General features: G+C 57.2%; 27 protein-coding genes and 3 tRNA genes. 20 read left to right on the forward strand and 10 right to left on the reverse strand.

All coding sequences use genetic code 11. The annotated features are described in order from the left end of the window. Positions 1-133: 133 nt before the first annotated feature. The 3 genes from AC559G_RS07070 to AC559G_RS07080 all read right to left on the reverse strand — a co-directional run bounded on the left by AC559G_RS07070 (position 134) and on the right by AC559G_RS07080 (position 3,753). On the reverse strand, positions 134-1,261 hold the full coding sequence (locus AC559G_RS07070; protein ID WP_498912022.1) for a dehydroquinate synthase/iron-containing alcohol dehydrogenase family protein: 1,128 nt from the start codon (positions 1,259-1,261) through the stop codon (positions 134-136). A 144-nt stretch (positions 1,262-1,405) separates the two neighbouring features. Next, complete coding sequence (gene ampH, locus AC559G_RS07075; protein ID WP_498912023.1) at positions 1,406-2,548, reverse strand: D-alanyl-D-alanine-carboxypeptidase/endopeptidase AmpH; 1,143 nt, start codon at positions 2,546-2,548, stop codon at positions 1,406-1,408. 131 nt (positions 2,549-2,679) lie between these two features. Further along, positions 2,680-3,753 (reverse strand): diguanylate cyclase, encoded by a 1,074-nt coding sequence (locus AC559G_RS07080; RefSeq protein ID WP_498912024.1) that lies wholly within the window; start codon positions 3,751-3,753, stop codon positions 2,680-2,682. A gap of 253 nt (positions 3,754-4,006) precedes the next feature. Here AC559G_RS07080 and AC559G_RS07085 point away from each other — a divergent pair, with 253 nt between their 5' ends. Next, positions 4,007-4,291, forward strand: coding sequence for a DUF1435 domain-containing protein (locus AC559G_RS07085; RefSeq protein WP_095846080.1), 285 nt, complete (start codon positions 4,007-4,009; stop codon positions 4,289-4,291). A gap of 84 nt (positions 4,292-4,375) precedes the next feature. Here AC559G_RS07085 and AC559G_RS07090 read toward each other — a convergent pair. The 4 genes from AC559G_RS07090 to AC559G_RS07105 all read right to left on the reverse strand — a co-directional run bounded on the left by AC559G_RS07090 (position 4,376) and on the right by AC559G_RS07105 (position 5,723). Continuing rightward, positions 4,376-4,462 (reverse strand) — tRNA-Leu (locus AC559G_RS07090). A 37-nt stretch (positions 4,463-4,499) separates the two neighbouring features. Beyond that, positions 4,500-4,586 (reverse strand) — tRNA-Leu (locus AC559G_RS07095). Positions 4,587-4,619: 33 nt separating this feature from the next. Next, positions 4,620-4,706 (reverse strand) — tRNA-Leu (locus tag AC559G_RS07100). 117 nt (positions 4,707-4,823) lie between these two features. Further along, the gene (locus tag AC559G_RS07105) at positions 4,824-5,723 is read right to left on the reverse strand and encodes a LysR family transcriptional regulator (RefSeq protein ID WP_498912025.1); all 900 of its coding nucleotides are present in this window, start codon (positions 5,721-5,723) and stop codon (positions 4,824-4,826) included. A gap of 144 nt (positions 5,724-5,867) precedes the next feature. On the opposite strand from AC559G_RS07105, the gene AC559G_RS07110 reads away from it, so the two are divergent. After that, a complete protein-coding gene (locus tag AC559G_RS07110; protein WP_498912026.1) occupies positions 5,868-6,860 on the forward strand; it encodes an aldo/keto reductase in 993 nt (330 codons plus the stop codon). A 53-nt stretch (positions 6,861-6,913) separates the two neighbouring features. On the opposite strand, the gene rsmC is transcribed toward AC559G_RS07110, so the two are convergent. Further along, positions 6,914-7,954: a 16S rRNA methyltransferase gene (gene rsmC / locus AC559G_RS07115; RefSeq protein ID WP_498912027.1), complete on the reverse strand. Its 1,041-nt coding sequence runs from the start codon at positions 7,952-7,954 to the stop codon at positions 6,914-6,916. Between the two features lie 147 nt (positions 7,955-8,101). On the opposite strand from rsmC, the gene AC559G_RS07120 reads away from it, so the two are divergent. From AC559G_RS07120 to deoD, 12 genes are all read left to right on the forward strand, one after another. Further along, on the forward strand, positions 8,102-8,539 hold the full coding sequence (locus AC559G_RS07120; RefSeq protein WP_498912028.1) for a DNA polymerase III subunit psi: 438 nt from the start codon (positions 8,102-8,104) through the stop codon (positions 8,537-8,539). Beyond that, positions 8,484-8,927: a ribosomal protein S18-alanine N-acetyltransferase gene (gene rimI / locus AC559G_RS07125; RefSeq protein WP_438598438.1), complete on the forward strand. Its 444-nt coding sequence runs from the start codon at positions 8,484-8,486 to the stop codon at positions 8,925-8,927. Before AC559G_RS07120 ends, rimI begins: the two co-directional genes overlap by 56 nt. 159 nt (positions 8,928-9,086) lie before the next feature. After that, complete coding sequence (gene prfC, locus AC559G_RS07130) at positions 9,087-10,676, forward strand: peptide chain release factor 3 (protein WP_498912029.1); 1,590 nt, start codon at positions 9,087-9,089, stop codon at positions 10,674-10,676. A gap of 542 nt (positions 10,677-11,218) precedes the next feature. Beyond that, positions 11,219-11,833 (forward strand): molecular chaperone OsmY, encoded by a 615-nt coding sequence (gene osmY / locus AC559G_RS07135; RefSeq protein WP_438598608.1) that lies wholly within the window; start codon positions 11,219-11,221, stop codon positions 11,831-11,833. Between the two features lie 157 nt (positions 11,834-11,990). Next, on the forward strand, positions 11,991-12,152 hold the full coding sequence (locus AC559G_RS07140; protein WP_095846072.1) for a DUF1328 family protein: 162 nt from the start codon (positions 11,991-11,993) through the stop codon (positions 12,150-12,152). Between the two features lie 58 nt (positions 12,153-12,210). After that, the gene (locus tag AC559G_RS07145) at positions 12,211-12,405 is read left to right on the forward strand and encodes a CsbD family protein (RefSeq protein WP_438598609.1); all 195 of its coding nucleotides are present in this window, start codon (positions 12,211-12,213) and stop codon (positions 12,403-12,405) included. Positions 12,406-12,415: 10 nt separating this feature from the next. Continuing rightward, on the forward strand, positions 12,416-13,528 hold the full coding sequence (locus AC559G_RS07150) for a patatin-like phospholipase family protein (protein ID WP_498912030.1): 1,113 nt from the start codon (positions 12,416-12,418) through the stop codon (positions 13,526-13,528). Continuing rightward, positions 13,525-14,301, forward strand: coding sequence for an amidohydrolase family protein (locus AC559G_RS07155; RefSeq protein ID WP_498912031.1), 777 nt, complete (start codon positions 13,525-13,527; stop codon positions 14,299-14,301). The genes AC559G_RS07150 and AC559G_RS07155 overlap by 4 nt, the downstream gene beginning before the upstream one ends. 416 nt (positions 14,302-14,717) lie before the next feature. After that, positions 14,718-15,497 carry a 2-deoxyribose-5-phosphate aldolase gene (gene deoC, locus AC559G_RS07160; protein WP_498912032.1) on the forward strand — a complete coding sequence of 260 codons (780 nt, stop codon included), beginning with the start codon at positions 14,718-14,720 and terminating at the stop codon, positions 15,495-15,497. A 65-nt stretch (positions 15,498-15,562) separates the two neighbouring features. After that, complete coding sequence (gene deoA / locus AC559G_RS07165; RefSeq protein ID WP_498912186.1) at positions 15,563-16,885, forward strand: thymidine phosphorylase; 1,323 nt, start codon at positions 15,563-15,565, stop codon at positions 16,883-16,885. 95 nt (positions 16,886-16,980) lie between these two features. Further along, positions 16,981-18,204 carry a phosphopentomutase gene (gene deoB / locus AC559G_RS07170; RefSeq protein ID WP_438596870.1) on the forward strand — a complete coding sequence of 408 codons (1,224 nt, stop codon included), beginning with the start codon at positions 16,981-16,983 and terminating at the stop codon, positions 18,202-18,204. Between the two features lie 76 nt (positions 18,205-18,280). Continuing rightward, entirely contained in the window at positions 18,281-19,012 is a 732-nt protein-coding gene (gene deoD / locus AC559G_RS07175) for a purine-nucleoside phosphorylase (RefSeq protein WP_095846065.1), read from the forward strand. Between the two features lie 80 nt (positions 19,013-19,092). Here the strand turns inward: deoD and AC559G_RS07180 are convergent, their stop codons facing one another. After that, positions 19,093-19,776 (reverse strand): YtjB family periplasmic protein, encoded by a 684-nt coding sequence (locus AC559G_RS07180; RefSeq protein ID WP_498912033.1) that lies wholly within the window; start codon positions 19,774-19,776, stop codon positions 19,093-19,095. Positions 19,777-19,891: 115 nt separating this feature from the next. Between AC559G_RS07180 and serB the strand changes: the two genes are divergently transcribed. From serB to AC559G_RS07205, 5 genes are all read left to right on the forward strand, one after another. Further along, the gene (serB, locus tag AC559G_RS07185) at positions 19,892-20,869 is read left to right on the forward strand and encodes a phosphoserine phosphatase (protein WP_438596873.1); all 978 of its coding nucleotides are present in this window, start codon (positions 19,892-19,894) and stop codon (positions 20,867-20,869) included. Between the two features lie 82 nt (positions 20,870-20,951). Then, positions 20,952-22,337, forward strand: a complete 1,386-nt coding sequence (radA, locus tag AC559G_RS07190; protein WP_279026872.1) for a DNA repair protein RadA — start codon at positions 20,952-20,954, stop codon at positions 22,335-22,337. A 58-nt stretch (positions 22,338-22,395) separates the two neighbouring features. Further along, positions 22,396-23,670, forward strand: coding sequence for a multifunctional transcriptional regulator/nicotinamide-nucleotide adenylyltransferase/ribosylnicotinamide kinase NadR (gene nadR, locus AC559G_RS07195; RefSeq protein ID WP_498912034.1), 1,275 nt, complete (start codon positions 22,396-22,398; stop codon positions 23,668-23,670). Between the two features lie 176 nt (positions 23,671-23,846). Then, positions 23,847-24,374 carry a DUF2778 domain-containing protein gene (locus AC559G_RS07200; RefSeq protein ID WP_498912035.1) on the forward strand — a complete coding sequence of 176 codons (528 nt, stop codon included), beginning with the start codon at positions 23,847-23,849 and terminating at the stop codon, positions 24,372-24,374. Then, positions 24,343-24,606, forward strand: a complete 264-nt coding sequence (locus tag AC559G_RS07205) for a hypothetical protein (RefSeq protein ID WP_498912036.1) — start codon at positions 24,343-24,345, stop codon at positions 24,604-24,606. The genes AC559G_RS07200 and AC559G_RS07205 overlap by 32 nt, the downstream gene beginning before the upstream one ends. Positions 24,607-24,684: 78 nt before the next feature. On the opposite strand, the gene AC559G_RS07210 is transcribed toward AC559G_RS07205, so the two are convergent. Then, the gene (locus AC559G_RS07210; protein ID WP_498912037.1) at positions 24,685-25,686 is read right to left on the reverse strand and encodes a zinc-binding alcohol dehydrogenase family protein; all 1,002 of its coding nucleotides are present in this window, start codon (positions 25,684-25,686) and stop codon (positions 24,685-24,687) included. Positions 25,687-25,787: 101 nt separating this feature from the next. Here AC559G_RS07210 and AC559G_RS07215 point away from each other — a divergent pair, with 101 nt between their 5' ends. Next, positions 25,788-26,696, forward strand: a complete 909-nt coding sequence (locus tag AC559G_RS07215) for a LysR family transcriptional regulator (RefSeq protein ID WP_498912038.1) — start codon at positions 25,788-25,790, stop codon at positions 26,694-26,696. Positions 26,697-26,710 lie beyond the last annotated feature (14 nt).

Below are 26,710 nucleotides of genomic sequence, written 5' to 3' on the forward strand. Positions count from 1 at the left end.
ATCAGCGCCCCGATAATCAGGCCCACGGCGATGCCGGTCAGGATCCAGTCGATAATGCTCATCTTCGCTCTCCTATGCGTTAACGGGGGAGAGTATACCCGCCATTCGCCGTGTTGTGCTGAAAGCCGACACGCTACTCAATACGAAATGCCGCCGCAATCATCGCCTGGCGCTGCGTGGCCGAATAGCCGATCAGCGAATTTTTGCTATTGGATTTTTCCAGGCTGATGGCCAGCTCCCGCTGGCTGAGTGGCAGATCGTCCTGCCAGAACGGGACGATCGCATCATGGGTGATGGTGGCGCTCAGGTAGCGAGCCGGATGGTCTTTGGCATGGGGGAATAGGCGCTGCGCCAGTTCCGCCAGCCGCGTTTGTTGCTGTGGCTCGGTACCTTGCTCCAGCAGCGTTAAAAACGGTAGCAGCAAGCGCCCGCATATGTGGCCGTGGTGATAGGCTCGCAGCGCGCCGACTTCGCCGGCGATACCGTGGATCATCCCCAGACCGGCCATACTGAGCGTCAGGCCGCCCAGATAAGCGGCCTGCATAATCTCTTCACGCGCTTCATCGCTGCGGTTTAATGCCGGCCAGGCATTGAGAAAGTGGCGGATGCCTGCCAGTGACATTTCGCGCGACATGCGGCTGGCGGTTTTTGACAGATAAGATTCGAACAGATGGGTAAAGGCGTCAATGGCGCAATAGGACAGCACCGTATCCGGCGCGCCTTGCAGCAGTTGCGGATCCAGGATCGCGATCTGCGGCACGAAATTGGGGTGGCGCAACGACGCTTTGACTTTGTGCTGTTGGGTATCAGTGACAACGGCGTTTTGCGTGACCTCGCTGCCGGTGCCCGCCGTGGTAGGGATGGCAATTAGCGGCAACGTTGCGCCACTGACGCTGCTGTCGCCGATTTTTTCCAGATAGCGCAGCGTGGGCAGCGGATGTTCAACCATGGCGGCAAACGCTTTGGCGGCATCCAGCACGCTGCCGCCGCCGATGGCTACCACGCGCTGCACCCGGCCACGCCATTGCGCCACCCATGCATCGATCTCCTGCGGCGCCGCTTCGTTGCTGACGATCTCGATCCCCGCCAGCAACGGCGCCAATGCCTGTTCCAGGCTGGCATACACCGCGCCGTTAAGGAACGAGCGGCAACTGAACAGCAGCGTGGGCTGAGGATTGGCCTTCAGTAGAGGAATCAACTGGTTAATGGTTTCGTTGCCGAACCAGGTTTGCCGGTTGGCGATCATCAGGCTGGTGAGCATAGCGGTCGGCTCCTTGTCGCACGGTAAACTTTCAGCATAGTGCAGCACGGTAGGGGAAACCACGGTTTTTGGCCGGGAGTGTGAGCGCTCCGCGGTTGTTCCTCCGGGAATATGGCCCGGAGGAACACGCAGGGAGAGGAATGGTTACCCGTGGTTTGCCACCAGATCGCCGACCAGCCGGTTGACTGGATCGCTCATGTTGGTGAATTTGCTCAGTTCAGAGCGCGTGACGACGACAAACACGCCAATGTTTTGCTGAGGCACCATCGCCATATAGGTAATGAAGCCGCCTCCGCCGCCGGTTTTCTGGATGATGCCCGGCAGGCCATCCTTCGGCGCCATGTAAACCCAACCCAGCCCCAGGGCATCGGCCTGGCCCGGCACATCCATGCCTTTCAGCGAAACCAGATCGTTGCGCTGGAAATACATGGTTTGCTCACTGGCGGCGGTGGTTTTGCGTGGCCCGCTATTGTTGGACGCCAGAAATTGTTGCATCCAACGCTGCATATCGCGCGGCGTTGAGTAAATGCCGCCGCTGCCGGCCGCGGCGGTCGTATCGCGGCAGGCGCTCGGGCCGGCTGCCGGCACCATCAGGCGCGAACATTGCTCGGCGCTGGGGCTGAGCGTGGTGTCCACCATGCCCAGCGGCGCGGTGACTTTTTCCCGCAGCAGCGCGTTATAGGGTTTTGCCGCGGCGCGCGACAGCGCATCGGCCAGTAAATCATACGCCAGGTTGGAATAGGCTGCTCGTACACCCGGCGGGACAGTAATGGAGGCCTGCGCCAGCCACTGCCAACGTTGGGTCTTGGTTGGCCAGGTGAATACCGGCGTTTTCGGCGGCTTCTGGCCCGGCTGTTCACGCGGCAGCCCGCTGGTGTGGGTCGCCAGGTTGAGCAAGGTGATCGGCTGCCTGCTGTTATAGCCGGGTACGCGGGTGCCGCGCGGTGCGTATTTGCTTAATGGATCTGTCAGTTTGACCTTGCCTTCCGCCGCCATTTTTACCATCACCTCACTGGTCATCAGCTTGGTGATTGATGCGATGCGGATTAACGAATCTGGGCGCGGGCGCAGGTTATTCCCCGGCCTGGTGTCGCCAAAGCTGCGGTTGACAATCTGGTTACCGTCGATCACCACCAGCGCCATACCGACAGCACCGCTATTATAGAAAATATGCTCGGCATACTGATCGACGATTTGTGAAGCCAACTGGGGGGGAGCGGCCTGGCTGGCCAGCGGCATGGCGCAAAGGCCCAGCGCCAGCAAAGATGCGGAGAATAGGTTCTTCAACGGTAGTTATCCATATTAAAAATAGCAGTCGGGTAGGCTTACTGGCTTGTTAGTGTAATGTGCCCGGGCCGCTGTGGCATGTGGAAAAAGAGCGGCGAGGTAAAGTTTTTTCGCTGTGTTGATGGCCGCCCCTAGGAAGCCATAGTGCGGATGTTTTTCGCCAGTTCAATGGTGTTGCGGCCGTTATTTTTCGCCAGATAAAGCGCCGTGTCCGCCGCGCGGATTGCCGCATCCATATCTTGCCCATCCAGTTCTGCTACCCCCACGCTGAGTGTGACGGTGGTGGTTTCCAACTGGTTGAAATAATGTGGTATTTCTAACTCTACTACCCGTCGGCGCACGCGTTCAGCCAGCTGTGAGGCATACTCCTCGTTGACGTTGGTTAACAATACCAGGAACTCTTCCCCGCCATAGCGCACAACAATATCACGGGAACGCACGGCGTCACGGATCGCGGCGGCCACGCGCACCAGGGCCTGATCGCCCATGGTATGGCCATAGTTGTCGTTATAGGCTTTGAAGCGATCGATATCGAGCAATAGCACGTAATGCTGGCCTGGGTTTGGCGCCGGCAGCGCCTCTAGTTTGCTTTTTAGCCCGCGGCGGTTATACAGGCCGGTCAAAGGATCGAGCATGCTTAAATCACTGTACCTGTCACGTTCGTCGAACAGGTTGGCGACCAGATCCTGCGTAAAGTTTTCGCTGCGTTTGAGCAGGATATGGTGCATCGAGACGGCAATAATCGGCAGCACCAGAGTGAACAATACGCGCAACGTGTTGTGCATGCCGTCAAGCCATAAGATGGTAATGGCCGAAGGCATGGCATGCAGGCAAAAGGCCAATAGGTTGCTGGTCAGTGTGATGGCGCTAAGCAAAAACAGGCTGATGAGACTAATCATTAGGAAATTTTCAGCATCATCAGTGATATATCGGCTTTTAATATAGACATGGGCTGCCCACAGCAGGCCCAGCACCAGCGCGAACATATGGATTTTATTGGCGTACTCCACCGGCGAAAGCAGTGAATACAACAATGCCGCCAGGCAAAACAACAGAATGCCCAGCAGTGCCAGCGTGATGGAAGGCGTACCTTTAAAGGGGGCGAATAACGCAAAGACTGCAGAGGCTGCATTCATTAACAAGAACAGCAGTAATAACAAACGGTGTTTACTGTTCAATAATTCCTGATAAGAACGCGCGTTCATACGGGGGCACTCTTTACAAAAACAGCATGTCGGAAAATAAAGTGTCGGTCATTCCCGGCGCGTGAATCAGTTGCCGAATTTGGCACTCTTTTGTGTGGCTGTACAACACGCAACCAGATTTGGGAATTTTCTTAGGGCAAGCTAGCATTTTTTCGCCAGTCTGTCATCCGCGTTTGGCCGGCATTGCGAAAATGATGCGCACTGAAAAAAAGTGATATATGATATTGGTAATCATTATCACTTGGAGCCTGTCATGATTGCAGCCATGATTGCCGCGTGTGGGCTATGGGGCGTCAGCTGGTGCCTGGGCCGCAGGATGGCCAGCGCCTGGGGCGTGTTGTTACCCTGCGCATTAATGCCGCTGTTGGCGTTGGTTGATCTGAATATGATGCAACTGCGTACGCTGATCGTGATCGCGATGCTGGTAACGCTGGTGATGTTGTTTAACAGCCGTTGGCGCCACTATCTGCTGTTGCCTTCCTGTATGGCGCTGGCCGGTGGGCTGGCGGCAATCAGTCTTAACTTCAGCTTTGGTTGATACGCGCCGCATTAATTGGGTCGTTGTATTTAAGCTGGGGGAATAAAGGCTGTAACGGGAGAGGGGATAAAACAGGCCATCAATTGGTGCGAAGAGAGGGACTTGAACCCTCACGTCCGTAAGGACACTAACACCTGAAGCTAGCGCGTCTACCAATTCCGCCACCTTCGCACAGTCGATGTTGTTGCTTTGATTTATATCACCAGCGTGGTGCGAAGAGAGGGACTTGAACCCTCACGTCCGTAAGAACACTAACACCTGAAGCTAGCGCGTCTACCAATTCCGCCACCTTCGCACAGATGCTGTGCAATATAAATCGCGTGGTTTTTGGTGCGAAGAGAGGGACTTGAACCCTCACGTCCGTAAGGACACTAACACCTGAAGCTAGCGCGTCTACCAATTCCGCCACCTTCGCTTGCCAGAAACATTACCGTAGTAATACAACCACGGAGGCGAATTCTAGAGATTTTGGCGAGCACGTCAACAGTTATTTCCCTGATTCTGGGCGTTTGCTGGAAAAAACGGCATCTCCCTACATTTGCTGTTCCGCGAACAGCGCCACCAGCCAATCAATCAATACTCTGACGCGCGGCGCAAGGAAACGGCCGGGCGGGTACATAATATAAACCGGCATCGGCGGCGGCGGGGTATCCGCCAGCACTTCGACCAATTCCCCTGTTTGCAGGCTGGCCGCCAGTGAGCTGCGTTTCGCCTGTATCAGGCCCATCCCGGCCAACGCGCCGCTGACGTAGGCATCCGCGCCGCTGACGCTGAGCACCGCGGGCAGTTCGCGCAGTTCCACCTTGCCGCCACGGCAGAACTCCAGCGGGTAGTTGCGGTTGCTGATCAGGGAAAAATACCCCACCGCTTGATGGTGCTGCAGATCATCAAGCGATGCCGGCACGCCATGTTTGCGCAGATAGGCCGGAGAGGCGCAGGTGATCTGCGGGAACTGTGCGATACGCCGGCCAACCAGGTTTTCGTCTTCGGTATGCCAGGCGCGCAGCACACAGTCCACGCCTTCGCGCAGCAGATCGACGTGGGTATCGTTGGCACCGATGGCCAGTGTAATGGCCGGGTAACGCTGATAAAAATCCTCCAACGCAGGGATCACGATCTCGCGCGCCATCGAATGGGGCATATCGATGCGCACTTTGCCGGCGGGTTGCTGCTTATGGCTGTGGAACAGAGTGTTGGCTTCTTCCAGCGCATCAAGCAGTTGCAGGCAGCATTGGTAATAGCGCGTGCCTTCGGCGGTTACCTGCACATGGCGTGTGGTACGGATCAGCAAACGCACGCCGAGCTGTTGCTCCAGGCGTTTTAGCGTATTGCTGGCCGTGGCTCGGGGGATCTGCAACTGTTCCGCGGCGCGGCTGAAGCTCTCCAACTCCACGATGCGGATAAAGATGCGCATCGCCTGTATCTGATCCATACCTTTGCCCTGATTGTTGGTTTTTTATAAACAGTGATGTCAGATTTCCATTATTTATCTTTTTTCTGATAACAACCAGACTCTTTGTCATCACACAGGGGTTCATCGCCCCAAAGGCAAACCCAAAAAGATGAGGTAAGGCAAATGCAACAGCGCAAATTAGGTATCCACGGCCCGTCGGTTTCTGCCATTGGCCTTGGCTGCATGGGGATGAGCGATTTTTACTTTACCAATGCGGATGAGAAAGAGGCGATCGCTACGCTGCATCGCGCACTGGAGCTGGGCGTCACCTTGCTGGACACCGCGGATATGTATGGGCCGCACACCAATGAGCAACTGGTGGGCAAGGCGATCAAGGGTAAACGCGATCGGGTTTTCCTGGCAACCAAGTTTGGCATCGTGCGCGATCCGGCCGATCCTACCGCGCGCGGCGTTAATAGCCGCCCGGAATATATCCGCCGGGCAGTTGAAGGCAGCCTGCAGCGCCTGGGGGTTGAAACCATCGATCTCTACTATCAGCACCGGGTTGATCCCACCGTGCCGATCGAAGAGGTGATCGGCACCATGGCGGATCTGATCAAAGAGGGCAAGATCCGTTATATCGGTATGAGCGAAGCGTCCGTCGCCACGCTAGAGCGCGCCCACCACGTGCACCCGATTACCGCATTGCAAACGGAATATTCGCTATGGACGCGCGACGCGGAACAGGGCGTGTTGGCCGCTTGCCAGCGGCTGGGCATTGGTTTTGTGCCATACAGCCCATTGGGGCGCGGGTTCCTTACTGGCGCCATCCAGCGCCCGGAAGACCTGGCCGATGATGATTTCCGCCGCGCCAATCCACGCTTCCAGGGCGAGAATTTTGCCCGCAATCTGGAACTGGTGAAAACCGTACAGGGGCTGGCGCAGCAGAAAGGCGTAACGCCGGCGCAGTTGGCGCTGGCGTGGGTGTTGGCGCAGGGCGAGCATATTGTGCCGATCCCTGGCACCAAACGCCGCCGCTATCTGGAAGAGAACGTCGCCGCCGCCGATATTACGCTGACGGCGGCCGAGCTGCAGGCGATTGACCGCGTGTTTTCGTCCGGGGCCGTGGCCGGCGAGCGCTATACGCCGGATTCAATGACATATCTCAACGGCTAACGGCCCGCGGCACAGTATGCAAAGCCTCCCTGATGCGGAGGCTTTTTTTGGCGTTATTTCTTTTTGCCGCTGCGCGGCGGGCGGCCCACCACGGCTTTGTACACTTTGAAGCGGCCATTTTGCGCCAGCACCTCATGGCTGCCGAAGGTGGCATCGAGAATATCCGGGTAGGGCAGGAAGGCGTTGGCGACGATGCGCAATTCCCCGCCGATCGGCAGGTGCTTCACCGCCCCGCGGATTAGCGTTTCTGCGGCGGTCAGGCTGGTTTGCAGGCCATCGTGGAACGGCGGGTTGGAGATAATCAGATCAAAACGGCCACTGATGTCGGAATAGACATTGCTGACGATGACTTCCCCTTCGATACCGTTAGCGGCTAACGTAGCGCGGCTGGATTCCACCGCAGCCGCGTTCACGTCGCTGAGAGTCAGCTTCACTTTGGGCGACAGCCGGGACAGCACGGAAGCCATCACGCCGGCGCCGCAGCCGATATCCAGCACTTTGCCCTTCATGTGTTTTTCCAGCGTCGACAGCAGCAGTGAACTGCCTACGTCCAGGCCGTCGCGGCTGAAGACCCCCGGCAGGGTTTTGACGTCCAGATCGTACAACTGATAGCTTTCCCACCAGTCTTCCAGTGCGAACGTGGTCTGGCTATCCAGGCGCCCATGGTACAGGCCACAGCGGCGGGCGCTGTCGATTTTTGCCAGTTGGGCGTAGCCTTCGAGGGTTTGCTCCGCGCTGCGCACGCCGCTGCGGTTTTCGCCGACCACAAAGATATCCGCGCCGATCGGCAACAGTGAAAGCAGGTAACACAGCTGGAACTGCGCTTCCTGTTTGCTTTTCGGCCAGTAATAGATCAGCGTGTCGCATTCCGCGATGAATGCCGGACTTACCGTCAGGCCGAACTGGGCATGGTCGCCCATCGTCCGGTTCAGCAACTGCCAGTGATGATATTGTTGGGTATGGGCACGCACGTCAGCCGCGTCGAACTGCGCCGGCAGCGTATCCTGCAGATCGCCGGCAAACAGTACGCGGCGCGCGGTAAATTCATCACTGTGGCGCAGCATGACTTCACTGGCGGGGGTTAATGCAGACATCAGGTTTTGGCTCCTCGAAAATAGATCGGGGATTATAGAGGTTTGTGGCGCTATGTTCGACGGGTTTGTTGGCGTGGTTGGCGTGGGTTTGTTAGCATAGCGCGGCGCATGGCGCGCAATGACGGGTAGCTCTTCACAGGAATCGGCATGGCATCGAAACGCGACTGGCTGTTACAGCAACTGGGCATTACGCAGTGGATCTTGCGCCGCCCGGCCGTGTTGCAGGGCGAAGTGGCCGTGAGCCTGCCGGCGGAAACGCGGTTGTTGGTGGTGGCGCAAAGCCTGCCGGCGCCGAACGATCCGCTGTTTTGCGACGTATTGCGCAGCCTGCATTTAACGCCGGCGCAAACTTACGCGCTGACGCCGGAACAGGTGTTGATGCTGCCGGAAGGCACCGCGTGCAACAGTTGGCGGCTGGGTATCGCGGAGCCGCTTGCGGTGCCCGGTGCACAGCTATACAGCCCGGCGCTGGCCGAGCTTTCTCATGACGTGAGTGCGAAACGCGCACTCTGGCAGCAGATTTGTCACCATGAACAAGATTTCTTCCCTGACAGCGGCCGATCTGGCCACAGCCTTCACCATTGAACAAGCCAGTCATGCCTTTCCCTGGTCGCAGGCGACCTTTGCCAGCAACCAGGGCGATCGTTACCTTAACCTGAAGCTGGAGGCGGATGGGCAGTTGGCCGGGTTCGCCATTACCCAGATCGTGCTGGATGAAGCCACGCTGTTCAATATTGCCATTCACCCGCAGTGGCAGCGCCGGGGTTTTGGCCGCGCGCTGTTGGACGCGCTGATAGCCGAGCTGGAAACGCGTGGCGTGGTCACCCTGTGGCTGGAAGTGCGCGCCTCTAACCGTGCTGCGCTTGCGCTGTATGAAGAGATGGGGTTCAACGAAGTCACCCTACGCCGTAATTACTACCCGAGCGCCAACGGGCGCGAAGATGCGATCGTGATGGCATTGCCGCTGGCTTAGCGGTTTATCTATATTCTTCGCTGGGAAAAGCATTGATTGTCACCGGTTGACAAATCAGCGAAAATACCCGGCTATTATCTTTTATTCGCCGCTTTGCCTGGCGCCGGTTCGGCGCATTCGCTGATGCGCAGGGCGGATTAACCGTAGAAACCAAAAAACATGTCTCCTAGTGAATTCGCCCGCGAAGTCGCAAAACGCAGAACTTTCGCTATCATCTCGCACCCCGATGCCGGTAAAACCACCATTACTGAAAAGGTGCTGCTGTTCGGGCAGGCGATCCAGACCGCCGGTACGGTAAAAGGGCGCGGCTCCAGCCAGCACGCCAAGTCCGACTGGATGGAAATGGAAAAACAGCGTGGGATTTCAATCACCACCTCGGTGATGCAGTTCCCGTATCACGATTGCCTGGTCAACCTGCTGGATACCCCAGGGCACGAAGACTTCTCCGAAGATACCTACCGCACCTTGACCGCCGTCGACTGCTGTTTGATGGTGATCGACGCTGCGAAAGGGGTTGAGGATCGTACCCGTAAGCTGATGGAAGTTACCCGCCTGCGCGATACGCCGATCCTGACCTTCATGAACAAACTGGACCGCGACATCCGCGATCCGATGGAAGTGATGGATGAAGTTGAACGTGAGCTGAAGATCGCCTGCTCGCCGATCACCTGGCCGATTGGCTGCGGCAAGCTGTTCAAAGGGGTTTATCACCTCTATAAGGATGAAACCTACCTGTATCAGAGCGGCAAGGGCCATACCATCCAGGAAGTCCGTGTGGTCAAGGGGCTGGATAACCCCGAGTTGGACGCGGCCGTGGGTGACGATCTGGCGGCTCAACTGCGTGAGGAGCTGGAGCTGGTGCAGGGCGCTTCGCATGAGTTCGAGCAGGAAGCCTTCCTGGCGGGTGAACTGACCCCGGTGTTCTTTGGTACGGCGCTTGGCAACTTCGGCGTTGACCATATGCTGGATGGGCTGGTGGCATGGGCGCCGGCCCCGATGCCGCGCAAAACCGACACGCGTGAAGTGGTCGCGGCGGAAGAGAAGTTCAGCGGCTTCGTGTTCAAGATCCAGGCCAATATGGATCCGAAACACCGTGACCGTGTAGCCTTTATGCGCGTGGTGTCTGGCCGTTACGAAAAAGGCATGAAACTGCGTCAGGTGCGTACCGGCAAAGACGTGGTGATTTCCGACGCGCTGACGTTTATGGCCGGCGACCGTTCTCACGTTGAGGAAGCCTACCCGGGCGACATCATCGGTTTGCATAACCACGGCACTATCCAGATCGGCGATACCTTTACCCAAGGTGAAGATATGAAGTTCACCGGCATCCCGAACTTTGCGCCAGAGCTGTTCCGCCGTATTCGCCTGCGCGATCCGCTCAAGCAGAAGCAACTGCTGAAGGGGCTGGTGCAACTGTCTGAAGAAGGTGCGGTGCAGGTATTCCGCCCCATTTCGAACAACGATCTGATTGTGGGCGCCGTCGGTGTGCTGCAGTTTGATGTGGTCGTGGCGCGGCTGAAAACCGAATACAACGTGGAAGCGCTGTATGAATCCGTCAACGTATCCACCGCCCGTTGGGTAGAGTGCGGCGACGTGAAGAAGTTCGAAGAGTTCAAGCGCAAGAACGAACAGCACCTGGCGCTGGATGGCGGCGACAACCTGGCCTACATTGCGCCGACGATGGTTAATCTCAACCTGACCAAAGAGCGCTTCCCTGACGTTGCGTTCCGCCAAACGCGCGAACACTGATCCCGCCGGCCTGGCTGGGGGGCGCCGAATAGGCGCCTCCCAGCCAGGCCCAATCCTCTACGCCGCACGGCTTTTCCCCCTGGGGCTTTTCCCCAGATTCATCAATTGCCCTCATCGACATAACAGCACGTATTGCGTCTATTTTGTCCTGCAAGTTTTGCCTGATGGTCTATCTTTATCAGGACGTATGGTTTCATATAAGTAAAAAAAGCTGATTTTTTTCTCATATGTAGAGAGTTATATTGAGGTGTTGCCGATTGGCGACGGTATGGTTCTTTACACATCAATAACATAGCGTAAATTTCACTATCCGGGCCTTGGGTTGTAGCCAATTAGCGACACTTTTATGCTCAAGTGTTATCGCTATGTTTAATGTTGGTTGATTTTAAACGGTTTTTTATGTTGGCATGGGTGTTGCAATACTTTCTACGTCAACGTTTGATTGTATAGATGTCGTTAAGTCTCCTATCGTGGAACGGCGATGTCTCGACGACAAGAATCCGAGGTTTCAATACAGGATTCATAACAAAAGGAAGAGAACGATGAAAAAGACCAAGTTCGCACATTCACTGATGGCCGTTGTTCTGGGCTCCGTTCTGGTAAGTGGGAGCGTACTGGCTGAGGGATCGCTGCTCAATAAAGCCTCTAGCGCGACCGACAGCGCTGGCGCGAAAATCGATAGCTCGATGAAAAAAGTCGACAATTACATGGATGACAGCGCAATAACGGCTAAAGTTAAAAGTGCGCTGCTGAATGATGACAGTATCAAAAGCACCGACATTTCCGTGAAAACGGAAAAAGGCGTGGTGACGCTGAGCGGGTTTGTCACCAGCCAGGCGCAGGCTGAGCAAGCCGTTAGCGCTGCCGGTAAGGTTGAAGGCGTAGCGTCAGTGAGTGACAAACTGCACGTGAAAGATGCGTCGAGCCAATCGGTGAAAGCTTATGCCGGTGATGCGGCGACGACCAGCACGCTGAAAGCCAAACTGCTGACCGACGACATCGTCCCTTCACGTAACGTTAAAGTAGAAACCACAGACGGTGTGGTTCAGCTTTCCGGCGAAGTTAAAACACAGGCGCAGGCTGAACGTGCCGAAAGCATCGCCAAGTCAATCGATGGCGTGAAAAGCGTGAAAAACGATCTGACCGTGAAGCCGTAACGCGCATTCATCTCTGCCCGCATCAATAAGCATGACGCCCAGGGGTAACCCTGGGCTGCACCATCCAGAAATAAAAATAATCTGCCGCCTTTTTAACGTACTCCCGGTAGTGCTGGGGCAGGTGTAATGTGTTTTTCACTATGGTAAGGAGAAGCTTATGTTTCGTTGGGGCATTATCTTTTTAGTTATCGCATTGATCGCGGCGGCATTGGGTTTTGGTGCGCTGGCGGGTACCGCTGCCTGGGCCGCTAAAGTGGTGTTTGTCGTCGGTATTATCCTGTTCCTGGTGAGCCTGTTTACCGGCCGTAAGCGCCTTTAGCTGGTATCTCTGACTGTAACAAAGCTTAATTCTTTATTTTCTTGATGGGAGGTGCGTGATGAATAGCGACATTATCCTCGGGCGATGGAAACAGCTGAAAGGCCAGCTCTGGCAGGCCTGGGGGCAGGTTTCCGGCAACGATTGCGCATGGTTGGGCGGCAGTAATGATGTCCTTTCCGGCGTGCTTCAAGAAGATTACGGAAAAGAGCAAGAAGGAGTATCTTCAGAAAAGGCACCTACCACACCATACTGAGGATACGCCGTTGGGACAGCGGATACCCATCACGCTCGGCAATATAGAACCGCTGGCGTTTAAACCATACCGGCCCGGTAAAACGGTGTTGGTCTGTGAAGGGGGCGGGCAGCGCGGCATTTTTACTGCCGGCGTGCTGGATGAATTCCAGCGCGCCCGCTTTAACCCTTTTGAGCTGTTGATTGGCACCTCTGCCGGTGCGCAAAACCTGTCCGCCTTCGTTTGCGGCCAGATGGGCTATGCGCGGCGTGTCATTACCCGTTACACCACCTCGGCTGAATTCTTTAACCCGTTGCGCTTTGTGCGTGGTGGGCACCTTATCGATCTCGACTGGCTGGTGGATATCACTTCCCGGCAGTTGCCGCTGGCGATGGACGTGGCTGAACAGCAACTGATCGATGGCCGTGAATTCCTGATGTGTGCCTGCCGCAGCGACAATTTTGCGCCCACCTATCTGCCGGCACGGCGTGACAGCTGGCTGCAGGCGATTAAGGCCTCCAGCGCGATCCCAGGCTTCTACCGGATGGGGGTAGAACTGGAAGGCGTGAGTTACCAGGACGGCGGCATCAGCGATGCTATTCCGGTGGAAGAAGCCTACCGGCGCGGCGCCGACACCATCGTGGTGATCCGCACCGTGCCTTCGCAAATGTTCTATACGCCCCAGTGGATGAAGCGCATGGAGCATTGGTTGACCGACAGTAGCCTGCAGCAAATGGTGCGCATCATGCAGCAGCATGAGCAAAGCTACCACCGTATTCAGCAGTTCATTGAAAAGCCCCCGGGCGATTTGCGCATCTTTGAAATCTTTCCACCCAAGCCGCTGGCAAGCCATGCGCTCGGCAGCCGCATTTCCGCGTTGAACCTTGATTATCATCTTGGGCGGCGCTGCGGGCGCTATTTCCTGGCGACAGTCGGGCATTGGCTGCAGGTGCAGGCAAACAATGATGGCATCCGGGTGCAAAAACCGTTCTCGCGCCGCCTGTTGCAGCCTGAGAACCGGCGTCGCGTGCCTACGCCGCCTGCCGCCATGCCGGCAGTCAACGTGCCGGTTGGCGACGCGCTGATCGCCAACGACAGCATCGGGCCTGATGCCGCGACGGGCGGCGAGGGCAAGGCGGTATGAGCTATCGCTTTACGGATACTCATTGCCACTTCGATTTTCCGCCGTTTTACGGCCAGGAGGCGCAAAGCCTGGCGTTGGCGCAGCAGGCCGGCGTCCGGCAAATTATCGTCCCCACCGTTACTGCCGATCGTTTCGCGCGCGTGCTGCGCCTGACGCGTGAATACCCGCCGCTGTATGCCGCCCTTGGCCTACACCCGTTGTATATCGCTCAGCACGGCGACGAACAGCTGGCGCAGCTGGCGGATGTTCTCGCCAGCAAACCGGCCAAGCTGGTCGCAGTGGGGGAGATAGGCCTTGATCTGTACATGGCCGAACCGCAGCTGGCGCGGCAGCAAAGGCTGCTGGCGGCCCAGCTTAAACTTGCCGGCCGGCATGATTTGCCGGTGATTTTGCATTCGCGGCGTAGCCATGATCAACTGGCGGCCATGCTGCGCCGGGCCGATGTGCCGCGCCGCGGCGTGGTGCACGGTTTTGCCGGTAGCCTGGCGCAGGCGCAGGCGTTTGTTCGCCTGGGCTACTTTATCGGCGTTGGCGGCACCATCACCTACCCACGGGCGCAGAAAACCCGTGGCGTCATGGCGCAGTTGCCGTTGGCGGCGTTGCTGCTGGAAACCGATGCCCCGGATATGCCGTTGGCCGGCTATCAGGGCCAGCCTAACCGCCCCGAGCGCGCCGCAGACGTTTTTCAGACGCTTTGCCAGCTGCGGCCGGAACCCGCCGAAACGATCGCCACACAACTGCAACAAAATACCCGCACCCTGTTTGCTATCTGAAGCGGGCCGCCCATCTTTGCCCCAGCGCTAAACTGGTGGCATACCGTGGACTGACGCCTGCGCAGCAACCATAATTGCAGTATCCGGCCTGGCTCTTTTGTGAACAAAAGAGCCTTTAAATGTGATGAAAATCACATATAATTCGGACTTGTTACACGGATATTTCATATAATGTGAATCAGAACACAAACCCTCCGTGGTCCTTGTGTTCCAATTGCCTTGATGGTTATTACAATTGAATAGCCATACGCGGTGAGAAGGATCTCAGTTGCCGCCGGGGGGAAACCCTTTCCCAGCGCTATCTTCAAGGAACCAAGTCCGCTCGCCAACATAATGAGCGAAGCAAACAGGCTGGCTCATGATGACCTACTCAACCCGGGCGCGATTGCCCTGGGTTGTACTCGTTGGAGAGTTCTATGACCGAATTTACCGCAGCAGCGCAACGTGCGCTGAGTTTGATGGATTTAACCACACTGAATGATGATGACACCGATGAGAAAGTGATTGCGCTGTGTCGTCAGGCCAATAGCCCGGCAGGGCATACGGCTGCCATCTGTATCTATCCACGTTTTATCCCGATTGCGCGTAAAACCCTGCGACAACAGGGTACGCCGGATATTCGAATTGCCACCGTGACCAATTTCCCGCACGGCAATGATGATATCGACATCGCCGTGGCGGAAACCCGCGCGGCGATCGCCTACGGTGCCGATGAGGTGGACGTGGTGTTTCCTTACCGTGCGCTGATGGCCGGCAATCCGCAGGTGGGCTTTGAACTGGTGAAACAGTGCAAGCAAGCCTGTGCCGCCGCGGGCGTTCTGCTGAAAGTGATTATCGAAACCGGTGAGCTTAAACAGGCGGATTTGATTCGCCAGGCGGCGGAAATTGCCATTAACGCCGGTGCCGATTTTATTAAAACCTCGACCGGTAAGGTCCCGGTTAACGCCACGCTGGCCAGTGCTGAGCTGATGCTTGGTGTGATCCGCGATATGGGCGTTGGCGAGCGGGTCGGTTTTAAACCGGCGGGCGGCGTGCGCACGGCGCAAGAGGCGCAGCATTATCTGCAACTTGCCGACCGTATCATGGGCGCCGGCTGGGCCGATGCGCGCCACTTCCGCTTTGGCGCTTCAAGCCTGCTGGCCAGTTTGCTGGCGGCGCTGGGGCATGGCGCTCAGGCCGGCGGCGGCGATTATTGATTTCGTCTGCGGCCGCCTGCCGCAGCAATTGTATGGCCCGACACTCGGTCAAACAGGGGGATGCCTTGTTCCTGGCACAAGAAATTATTCGTAAGAAGCGTGACGGCGAGCCATTAAGCGAGGCAGAAATTCGCTTTTTTATCAATGGGGTCCGCGATAACTCGGTGTCCGAAGGGCAGATCGCCGCGCTGGCGATGACCATCTATTTCCACGATATGACCATGACTGAGCGCGTGGCGCTGACCATGGCGATGCGCGATTCCGGTACCGTGTTGAATTGGCAAGGGCTGGGGCTGAACGGCCCGGTGGTGGATAAACACTCCACTGGCGGCGTGGGTGATGTGACGTCGCTGATGCTTGGGCCGATGGTGGCCGCCTGCGGCGGCTATGTGCCGATGATTTCCGGCCGCGGGCTGGGGCACACCGGCGGCACGCTGGATAAGCTGGAAGCGATTCCGGGCTTTGATATTTTCCCGGACGATAGCCGCTTTCGCCAGATTATTAAAGAAGTCGGCGTTGCTATCATCGGCCAAACCAGCTCGCTGGCGCCGGCCGATAAGCGCTTCTACGCCACGCGCGACATCACGGCCACGGTGGATTCGATCCCCTTGATCACCGCCTCTATCCTGGCGAAAAAGCTGGCCGAGGGGCTGGACGCGCTGGTGATGGACGTGAAGGTCGGCTCGGGCGCCTTTATGCCAACCTACGCGCAGTCGGAAGATCTGGCCCGCGCCATTGTCGGCGTAGCGAACGGTGCCAACTGTAAGACAACGGCACTGCTGACCGACATGAATCAGGTGCTGGCTTCCAGCGCCGGCAATGCGGTGGAAGTCCGCGAGGCGGTGCGCTTCCTGACCGGCGAGTACCGCAATCCGCGCCTGCTGGAAGTGACAATGGCCTTGTGTGTGGAAATGCTGCTGTCCAGCGGCCTGGCGCAAAGCGCTGCCGAAGCGCGCGCCAAACTGCAGCAGGTGCTGGATAACGGCAGCGCGGCGGAAACCTTCGGCCGCATGGTGGCGGCGCAACAGGGGCCTGCGGACTTTATTGAGCGCTATGACAGCTACCTGCCGGCGGCGACGCTCAGCAAGCCGGTCTATGCCGAGATGCCGGGGATCGTCAACGCCATGGATACCCGTGCGCTGGGTATGGCGGTGGTGGCGCTGGGCGGGGGCCGTCGCCGTGCGAACGACAGCATTGATTACAGCGTCGGCCTGACGGAGATGGCGCAGGTCGGCGATGCCGTCGACGGGCAGCGCCCGCTGGCGGTGATTCACGCCAACGATGAAGCCAGCTGGCAACAGGCGGCCGATACGCTGCGCGCGGCGATGAAGATCGGTGAGCGGCCGCCGGCGGCAACGCCGGTGGTTTACCAGCGGATAACGGAATAAGCGGCGCCGGTGATGGCACCTGGCGTTGACAGAAGCATTAACAGCGGCGGCGAGCATTGCCACCGTTAACGCGTGAAATCACGCAGGAGAACATAATGAAACGTACTTTTATCATGGTCCTTGACTCATTCGGCATTGGCGCCAGCGAAGACGCCGAACGTTTTGGTGACAAAGGCGCCGATACCCTCGGCCATATTGCCGCCGCCTGCGCGCGTGGTGAAGCCAACGTGGGCCGCAGCGGCCCGCTGACGCTGCCCAACCTCAGCCGTCTGGGCCTGGGCAAAGCAGCCGAAGAGTCTACCGGGCGCTTCCCGGAGGGGCTGGATAAACATGCCGATATCATCGGCGCCTACGCCTATGCCAGCGAGCTGTCTTCCGGCAAGGATACGCCGTCAGGCCACTGGGAAATCGCAGGCGTGCCGGTGTTGTTTGACTGGGGTTACTTTAAGGATCAGCAGAATAGCTTCCCGCAGGCGCTGCTCGACACACTGGTTGAACGTGCCGAACTGCCTGGCTACCTGGGCAACTGCCACTCTTCTGGCACCGTGATCCTCGATCAATTGGGCGAAGAGCACATGAAAACCGGCAAGCCGATTTTCTATACCTCGGCCGACTCAGTGTTCCAGATCGCCTGCCACGAAGAAACCTTTGGGCTGGAGCGCCTGTACCAACTGTGCGAGATCGCCCGTGAAGAGCTGACCGAAGGCGGCTATAACATCGGCCGTGTGATTGCGCGCCCGTTCATTGGCGACAAACCGGGCAACTTCCAACGCACCGGCAACCGCCACGATCTGGCCGTAGAGCCGCCGGCGCCGACCATCTTGAAAAAACTGGTGGAAGAAAAAGGCGGCAATGTGGTTTCGATCGGTAAAATCGCCGATATCTATGCGAACGTCGGCATCACCAAAAAAGTGAAGGCGACCGGTATTGATGCGCTGTTCGACGCCACCGTGGCCGAGATGGAAAAAGCCGGCGATAACACCATTGTGTTCACCAACTTCGTTGACTTTGACTCCGCCTATGGCCACCGCCGCGATGTGCCGGGCTACGCCGCGGCGTTGGAGCTGTTCGATCGCCGGCTGCCGGAATTGCTGAAGTGGGTGAAAGATGACGATATGATTATCTTCACCGCCGACCATGGCTGCGATCCCACCTGGAGCGGCACCGATCATACCCGTGAGCACATCCCGGTGTTGATCTATGGGCCGAAGGTGAAACCGGGTTCGTTGGGCCACCGTAAAACCTTTGCCGATATCGGCCAGACGGTAGCCAGCTACTTTGGCCTGTCGCCGATGGAGTATGGCAAATCCATGCTGTAAGCTGCCGTGAGCCTGTGACTTGAAGCTTATGGGTTTAGACGTTTTTTTATTTAATACGATTTGAAGGAAGACAACTATGGCTACGCCGCACATTAATGCTGAAATGGGTGATTTTGCTGACGTGGTACTGATGCCGGGCGATCCGCTGCGTGCAAAATACATCGCGGAAACCTTCCTTGAAGGGGCCGTAGAAGTGAACAATGTGCGTGGGATGCTGGGTTTCACCGGCACCTACAAAGGCCGCCGTATTTCTGTGATGGGGCACGGGATGGGGATCCCTTCCTGCTCGATCTACGCCCGTGAATTGATCGCCGAATTCGGCGTGAAGAAAATCATCCGCGTTGGCTCCTGCGGCGCCGTGCGTGATGACATCAAACTGCGGGATGTGGTGATTGGTCTGGGCGCCTGCACCGATTCCAACGTTAACCGTATGCGTTTTAAAGGCCACGACTTTGCAGCGATTGCGGATTTCGACATGGTGCGCAATGCGGTGGACGCCGCGGCGGCGCAGGGTATTCCGGCGCGCGTGGGCAACATCTTCTCGGCCGATCTGTTCTATACGCCGGATGTGGATATGTTCCAGGTGATGAAGAAATACGGCATCCTGGGGGTGGAAATGGAAGCGGCCGGCATCTACGGTGTGGCGGCAGAGCTGTATGAAGAGTTTGGTTGTAAAGCGCTGACGATTTGTACCGTTTCCGACCATATTCTGCGCCAGGAAGAGACGACGGCCGCCGAACGCCAGACGACGTTCAACGACATGATCGTGATTGCGCTGGAATCGGTGCTGCTGGGCGATAACGCCTGATTTGCCTACCGTTGGGCGCCATGCGCGCCCAACGGTATTGTCCCGCCTCAATTCCCCCCGCCAAACGGCCGGCCGATTTGTTATGATGGCCGTTCGGGCGCGTTTTTCTCGTTTTCCCGATCGTCATCTTCTACCGTGTTGCCTTCGGCCAGCGGTGTGTTGGCGGTTAGCAAGTACGGTGACTGCTGCCAGCGGCTGCGGCGCCCTTGCAGCAGGGTGCGTGCCAGAATAATGCCGATTGCCAGCGCCAGCAGGATCATCAGGCGCAGCAGGTTGGTGGTGTTGTCCACCTGCTTGGATTCGGTGGCCAGCACGTGGGTATCCAGCGTGACCCGGATGAAGCCTAGCGGGCCGTCTTTGCCCTGAATAGATTCCACTATCTGGTGGTTAAAGTAGCTGCCGGCGCGTTTGCCATCCAGCGCCAGACGATCGCGGATACTGATCTGCTCGCCGGCGTGGGCAACCAGCGTGCCGTCCAACTGGTAGACACTGGCGTCCAGAATGCGGCTGTGGTCGGTGAGTTGCTTAAGGATCGCGTCGATGCGTTGATGATCGATATCGTTATCGTCATCCAGCAACGGTGCCAGGCTGAAGGCCACCTGGCGGGTCAGGGTCTGCGCCAACTCTTCCACCTGTTCTGAGCGTGCGATCTGGTGGCTCAGGCTAAAATAAGAAGCGCCCTGCATTAATAAAACTAATAATGCCAAGCAAATCAAAATAATAGCCGTGCGGTGCAGGCGGAATTTCAGTTTGGCGCGTGCCATGCGGCTTCCTTAGGTTGTCGGATACTTTATGTTGCCAGAAGCAATAGCGATAGGATAGCTTGATGCGTCGTTTTATTATGCGCTGGCTGATGTGTATCCCTTTCAGGAGTTAATGATGTCAAATAGTCTGACCTATTGCGATCTTCCGGCGGAGATCTCCCAATGGCCGGGTCTTCCTCTTTCACTAAGCGGCGATGAAGTGATGCCGCTGGATTATCGGGCAGGCCATACGGGCTGGCTATTGTATGGCAAGGCGCTGGATAAGGCGCGCATAACCCAGTTCCAGCGCCAACTGGGCGCGGCAATGGTGATTGTGGCCGCCTGGTGGGTCGAGGATTACCAGGTTGTGCGCCTGGCAGGCTCTCTGAGCCCACGCATCATAACGCTGGCGGCGGAAAACGGCCTGGACGTCGCGCCGCTAGGCAAGATCCCGCATTTACGCACGCCGGGCCTGTTGGTGATGGATATGGACTCCACGGCGATCCAGATTGAATGCATCGATGAGATCGCCAAGCTGGCCGGCGTCGGCGAGCAGGTGGCGGAAGTGACCGAGCGCGCGATGCGCGGCGAGTTGGACTTCACCGCCAGCCTGCGCCAACGTGTGGGCACGCTGAAGGGCGCTGATGCCAATATTCTGCTGCAGGTGCGCGATAGCCTGCCGCTGATGCCGGGGCTGACCAGCCTGGTGCGCAAGCTGCAGGCGCTGGACTGGCATGTCGCCATCGCTTCCGGCGGGTTCACCTTTTTTGCCGAACACCTGCGCGATAAGCTGAAGCTGGTGGCGGTGGCGGCCAATGAGCTGGGGATCCGCGATGGCAAACTGACCGGCGAGGTGCTGGGGCCGGTGGTGGATGCGCAGTTCAAAGCCGATACGCTGGTGGCGCTGGCGCAAAAGCTGGGTATCCCGCCGGAGCAAACGGTCGCGATTGGTGATGGCGCCAACGATTTAAAAATGATGCAGGCCGCCGGGCTGGGCATCGCTTATCACGCCAAACCCAAAGTGTATGAAAAGGCGCAGGTGGCGATCCGCCATGCCGATTTGCGCGGCGTGCTGTGCGTGCTGACCGGCAGCCTGAAACACGAAGTGCGTTAACGCACGCCAGGTGTGTGCAATGGCGTAAAGCCGTAAGCGGCTATCCTGTCTGTATAGAGCGTAATTTTTTAAGAGGTTATTCGTGGCAAAAGCAGTAAAACGGGCGTTTGTATGTAATGAGTGTGGTGCGGACTACCCGCGTTGGCAGGGGCAGTGCAGCGCGTGCCATGCCTGGAATACCATTACTGAAGTCCGCTTGGCTGCCGCCGCGTCTTCTTCTTCCCGCACCGAGCGTTTTAGCGGTTACGCCGGGGATGCCGGCGTCAGCAAAGTGCAGAAGCTATCTGATATCAGCCTGGAAGAGCTGCCGCGTTTTTCCACCGGTTTCAAAGAGTTTGACCGCGTGCTGGGCGGCGGTGTGGTGCCGGGCAGCGCTATCTTGATTGGTGGTAATCCCGGCGCCGGCAAAAGTACGTTGCTGCTGCAAACCCTGTGTAAACTCGCCGAACAGATGAAGACCCTGTACGTCACCGGCGAGGAGTCGCTGCAGCAGGTGGCGATGCGTGCCCACCGTCTGGGGTTGCCCACCGCTAATCTGAACATGCTGTCGGAAACCAGCATCGAACAGATCTGCCTGATCGCCGAGCAGGAGCAGCCTAAGCTGATGGTGATCGACTCGATCCAGGTTATGCATATGGCGGACATTCAGTCTTCACCGGGCAGCGTGGCGCAGGTGCGTGAAACCGCCGCTTACCTGACGCGCTTTGCCAAAACCCGGGGCGTGGCGATCGTGATGGTCGGCCACGTGACCAAAGACGGTTCGCTGGCCGGGCCGAAAGTGCTGGAGCACTGCATTGACTGCTCGGTGCTGCTGGACGGCGACGCCGATTCCCGCTTCCGCACCCTGCGCAGCCACAAAAACCGCTTTGGCGCGGTGAATGAGCTGGGGGTGTTCGCCATGACCGAACAGGGGTTGCGCGAGGTGAGCAACCCGTCGGCGATTTTCCTCAGCCGCGGCGATGAGATCACCTCCGGCAGTTCGGTGATGGTGGTTTGGGAAGGCACTCGCCCGCTGTTGGTGGAGATCCAGGCGCTGGTGGATCACTCGATGATGTCCAATCCCCGGCGCGTGGCGGTAGGGTTGGAACAGAACCGGTTGGCGATCCTGTTGGCGGTGCTGCATCGCCACGGCGGTTTGCAAATGTCGGATCAGGATGTATTTGTCAACGTGGTGGGCGGGGTGAAAGTCACGGAAACCAGCGCCGATCTGGCTTTGCTGCTATCGCTGGTGTCCAGCCTGCGCGATCGTCCGTTGCCGCAGGATCTGGTAGTGTTTGGCGAAGTGGGGCTGGCCGGTGAAATTCGCCCGGTGCCGAGCGGCCAGGAACGTATTTCCGAAGCGGCCAAACACGGCTTTAAGCGCGCCATTGTGCCGCACGCCAACGTGCCGAAGCGCCCGCCGGCCAATATGCAGGTGTTCGGCGTGAAGAAGCTGGCGGATGCATTGAGTGTGTTGGACGAATTTTAAGTGATCGCCCAGCGCGGAGAATATGTTATCTTGTTTAGCATACTAAACAGGAGGTGCTATGCGGCAATTCGATTACCTGAAGGCGGCAATTAAGCAAAAAGGCTGTACGCTGCAGCAAGTGGCCGATGCCAGCGGTATGACCAAGGGCTATCTTAGCCAGTTGCTGAACGATAAAATCAAAAGCCCAAGTGCGCAAAAGCTGGAAGCGCTGCACCGTTTTCTTGGCTTGGAATTTCCGCGCCGGGAGAAAAAAGTGGGTGTTGTGTTTGGTAAATTTTACCCGTTGCACACCGGCCATATTTATTTGATTCAGCGCGCCTGCAGCCAGGTGGATGAGCTGCACGTGATCATGTGCCACGATGAACCGCGCGATCGTCAGCTGTTCGAGAATAGCTCCATGTCGCAGCAACCGACGGTCAGCGATCGTCTGCGCTGGCTGCTGCAAACCTTCAAATACCAGAAAAACATTCATATTCACTCCTTTGATGAACACGGTATGGAGCCTTATCCCTATGGCTGGGGGGCATGGAGCGGCGGCATGAAAAACTTCATGGAGCAGAAGGGCATCGTGCCGAGCGTGATTTATTCCAGCGAAGAGAAAGACGCGCCGCGCTACCGTGAATATCTGGGCATCGAAACGATGCTGATCGATCCCGAACGCTCCTTCATGAACATCAGCGGCAGCCAGATCCGCCAGGATCCTTTCCGCTACTGGGATTACATTCCCACCGAAGTGAAACCGTTCTTTGTGCGCACCGTGGCGATCCTCGGCGGCGAATCCAGCGGGAAATCAACGCTGGTCAACAAGCTGGCGAATATCTTCAACACCACCAGCGCTTGGGAATACGGCCGCGATTACGTGTTCTCACACCTGGGCGGCGATGAAATGGCGCTGCAATACTCCGATTACGACAAGATTGCCCTCGGGCAGGCGCAGTATGTGGATTTTGCCGTGAAGTACGCCAACAAGGTGGCGTTTATCGATACCGATTTTGTCACTACCCAGGCGTTTTGCAAAAAATACGAAGGGCGCGAACATCCGTTCGTTCAGGCGCTGATCGATGAGTACCGTTTTGATCTGGTGATCCTGCTGGAAAACAATACCCCGTGGGTGGCTGATGGCCTGCGCAGCCTGGGCAGCCCGATCGATCGCAAGGCGTTCCAACAACTGTTGGAAGAGATGCTGCGAGCCAACAATATTGAGTATGCGTACGTGGAATCCAGCGATTACGATGAGCGCTTTCTGCGTTGTGTGGAGCTGGTCAAGCAACTGCTGGCTGCCGATCCCAACCGTTTGGCGCCTGCGCCGGAGCAGCAATTACTCACCCGGTGATTTGCATAACCACGGGCCAGAACCGTGCCTGCCCGTGGTTCACGCAAGTATTATGCGGAGCCGTGTATTAACGTCAAGGACGTAGATGCTGGTTAGGATTTGGCATTAATATTGGGTATTTGGTCTGCTACAATTATTTGGTTGTTTATGGATTTAACGAAAAAGGAATTAACCTAATGTCTTTACAAGGAAAGTTTGTCGTTAATGACGCAGACTTCAGCCCTCTATTGATGTATGGCGTCGGCACATTCATGGCTTATTCGGGGAAAGACCAATACCGAAATCGTGCAGGCTGTATCGGTGTGCCTAGCCTCGGCCCAATTCCTGATGGGCGCTATCATATCGTCAATCGGCCAACTGGCGGCTGGAAAGGCGTAATTCGCACTGACCTTCATAATCTTTATTCTTGGGTAACTCCAACGCCAGTTATCAAATATGAGTGGTTTGCTCTTTATCGTGACGACGGTAAAATTGATGACCATACTTGGGTTAATGGTGTAGAGAGAGGAAACTTTCGGCTTCACCCGCCAGGCCCAATGGGGGTTTCTTTGGGCTGTATAACCCTTCAGCATCGCACCGATTTTTTGGCGATACGCCAAGCATTACTCTCTACTCCACGGGTTAAATTGTTCAATGGTCTGATGTCATACGGCATGATAGAGGTAATATTAAATGGAAGCTCGACGTGTTCCAGCGGGATTTAAAATTCTCCTTGGTGTTGGGATCTATGTTTTGACGTTTCTTCTGGCTAGGCCATCAGACCCCGTTACAAAAGGTGAATACGCGTTCTGGAACAAAGCAGCTCGCTTATTTGGTGAGAATGATATTGATGGTTTTGTTGGCATTTCACTTCTCATCGGCTGCAGCATAGTTACTCTAGTGGGCTACCAGATTGCGGTTCGTCTGATAGAGAGAACGCTAAACAAAACCCAATGAGGAAACCGGGCTTTGCCCGGTTCTTTTATGCTCTATCTCACATCAAATCAACGCCGTGGCGCATCGCCGTTTACTGGCCTAGTAGGCGATCACCAGCTTGCCTTGCATATGGCCTGCCAGCACTTTTTTATGTGCGGCGAGCAGGTTCTCTACCGTCAGCCCATGCAGCGTTTCGCTCAGCGTAGTGCCCAGTTTGCCGTTATCTACCATTTCAGCCACCTGCTGCAGGATTTCGCCCTGGCGGGCAATGTCCGGTGTGGTATACATGCTGCGGGTGAACATGAATTCCCAATGCAGGGCGGCGCTTTTTTGTTTGAGTATGTCCTGATCAAGCGGCTGGGCGTTTTCAACAATGGTGCAGACGTGGCCCAGCGGAGCGATCAGATCGCTGATGGCGGCCCAATGCCCGTCGGTATCGTTCAGGCACAAAATATAATCCACCTGTTTGATGCCTTCCTTCGCCAGGTTGCCCTTCAGATCGTGATAGTCCACCACCAGTTTGGCGCCACGCTCACGGCACCAGTCGGCCGAAGCCGGGCGTGAAGCGGTGGCGATCACGGTGGCCGGGCTAAGCTGGGCCGCGAAGGGGATCGCCAATGAGCCCACGCCGCCGGCGCCGCCAATGATCAGTAGGGTTTTTTCTGCGCTGGCTTCCTGGATCTTCAGGTGTTCGAACAGCGCTTCCCAGGCGGTCAGCGCGGTGAGCGGCATGGCCGCCGCCTGCGCCCAGTCCAGGCTTTTGGGCTTGTGCGCGGCAATGCGCGCATCCACCAATTGGTGAGTGCTGTTGCTGCCGGGGCGGGTGATGTCGCCGGCATACCACACTTCATCGCCCACCTTGAACCCGCTGACGTTGCTGCCCACTTCTTGGACGATCCCGGTCGCGTCCCAGCCCAGAATACGCGGATGCTGCAGGCCGTTCTTTTGCAGGCCGGCGTGGACTTTCGTATCCACCGGGTTGATGGATACCGCTTTGACCGCCACCAGCAGGTCATCTTTGCCCGGCGTCGGTTGCTCCGGGGTGATTTCGATGAAAGTGGCTGGGTGCTTTGGATCTACGGCAATAGCTTTGATCGACATACGTGTACTCCTTTCGAATAGAGACTTTTAGTCTAGTCCCCGCTGGGGTAGGTGATAAGATGGACAATAGGTAACTGAGTGTTCATCTAAGGCGAACAATAATGTTTAAACAGTTGCAGGATATGGCGCTATTCGCGCTGGTAGCCGAATGCGGCAGCTTTACCGCCGCCGCCCAGCGGGCGGGGCTGCCAAAATCCAGCGTTAGCCAGCGTGTCAGCCAGTTAGAGCAGAAGCTGGGGCTGCGCCTGCTCAACCGAACTACCCGCCAGCTTAACCTGACCTTTGCCGGCGAGCGCTATCTGGAACACTGCCAGGCGATGCTTTCCGCTGCGGAGCGTGCCGATATGGCGCTGCAACGCCTGCGCGACAACCCCAGCGGCAGGCTGAGGATCACCGCGCCTGCCGGGCTGGGGGCGACGTTGCTGCCCCGGCTGGCGGCGGATTTTCAGCGGCAGTATCCGGATGTCTCACTGGAGATATCGGTTTCTGACGCGATGGTGGATCTGGTGCAAGAGGGGGTTGATGCCGCGCTGCGCACCGGTAAACCGCAGGACTCCACCCTGATTGGCCGCCGACTGGGGTATGCGCCGCGCTATCTGTTGGCCGCGCCGGACTATTTGGCACAGTACCCAAGCATTGAACACCCGCAGCAGCTTCAACAGCACCGTTGCATTGCGCATCGCGCCTGGTCAGCGCTGATCCTGCGGAGCGGGGCGGAGTATTTCCGTTGGCAACTGCCATTGGCACACACCACCGACAACCTGTTCTATGCCCGTGAGTGTGCGATCGCCGGCGCGGGCATCACACTGCTGCCGGCGTTTCTCAGCCGCGAAGTGGTGGCGCAGAAAAAACTGGTGCCGGTATTGCCGGCGTGGCAGGCGCAAGGCAATGCGCTTTATCTGGTTTATCCAAGCCGCAAGCTCAACTCACCGGCCCTGGCGTGTTTTATCGACGTTGTGGTGCAACACCCGATATTTGCCGACTACGATCGGGCGTTGCCGCTGCCATAAAAAAGCCCGCGGCT

This window comes from Gibbsiella greigii, assembly GCF_039540155.1.
Classification (GTDB): Bacteria; Pseudomonadota; Gammaproteobacteria; order Enterobacterales; family Enterobacteriaceae; genus Gibbsiella; species Gibbsiella quercinecans.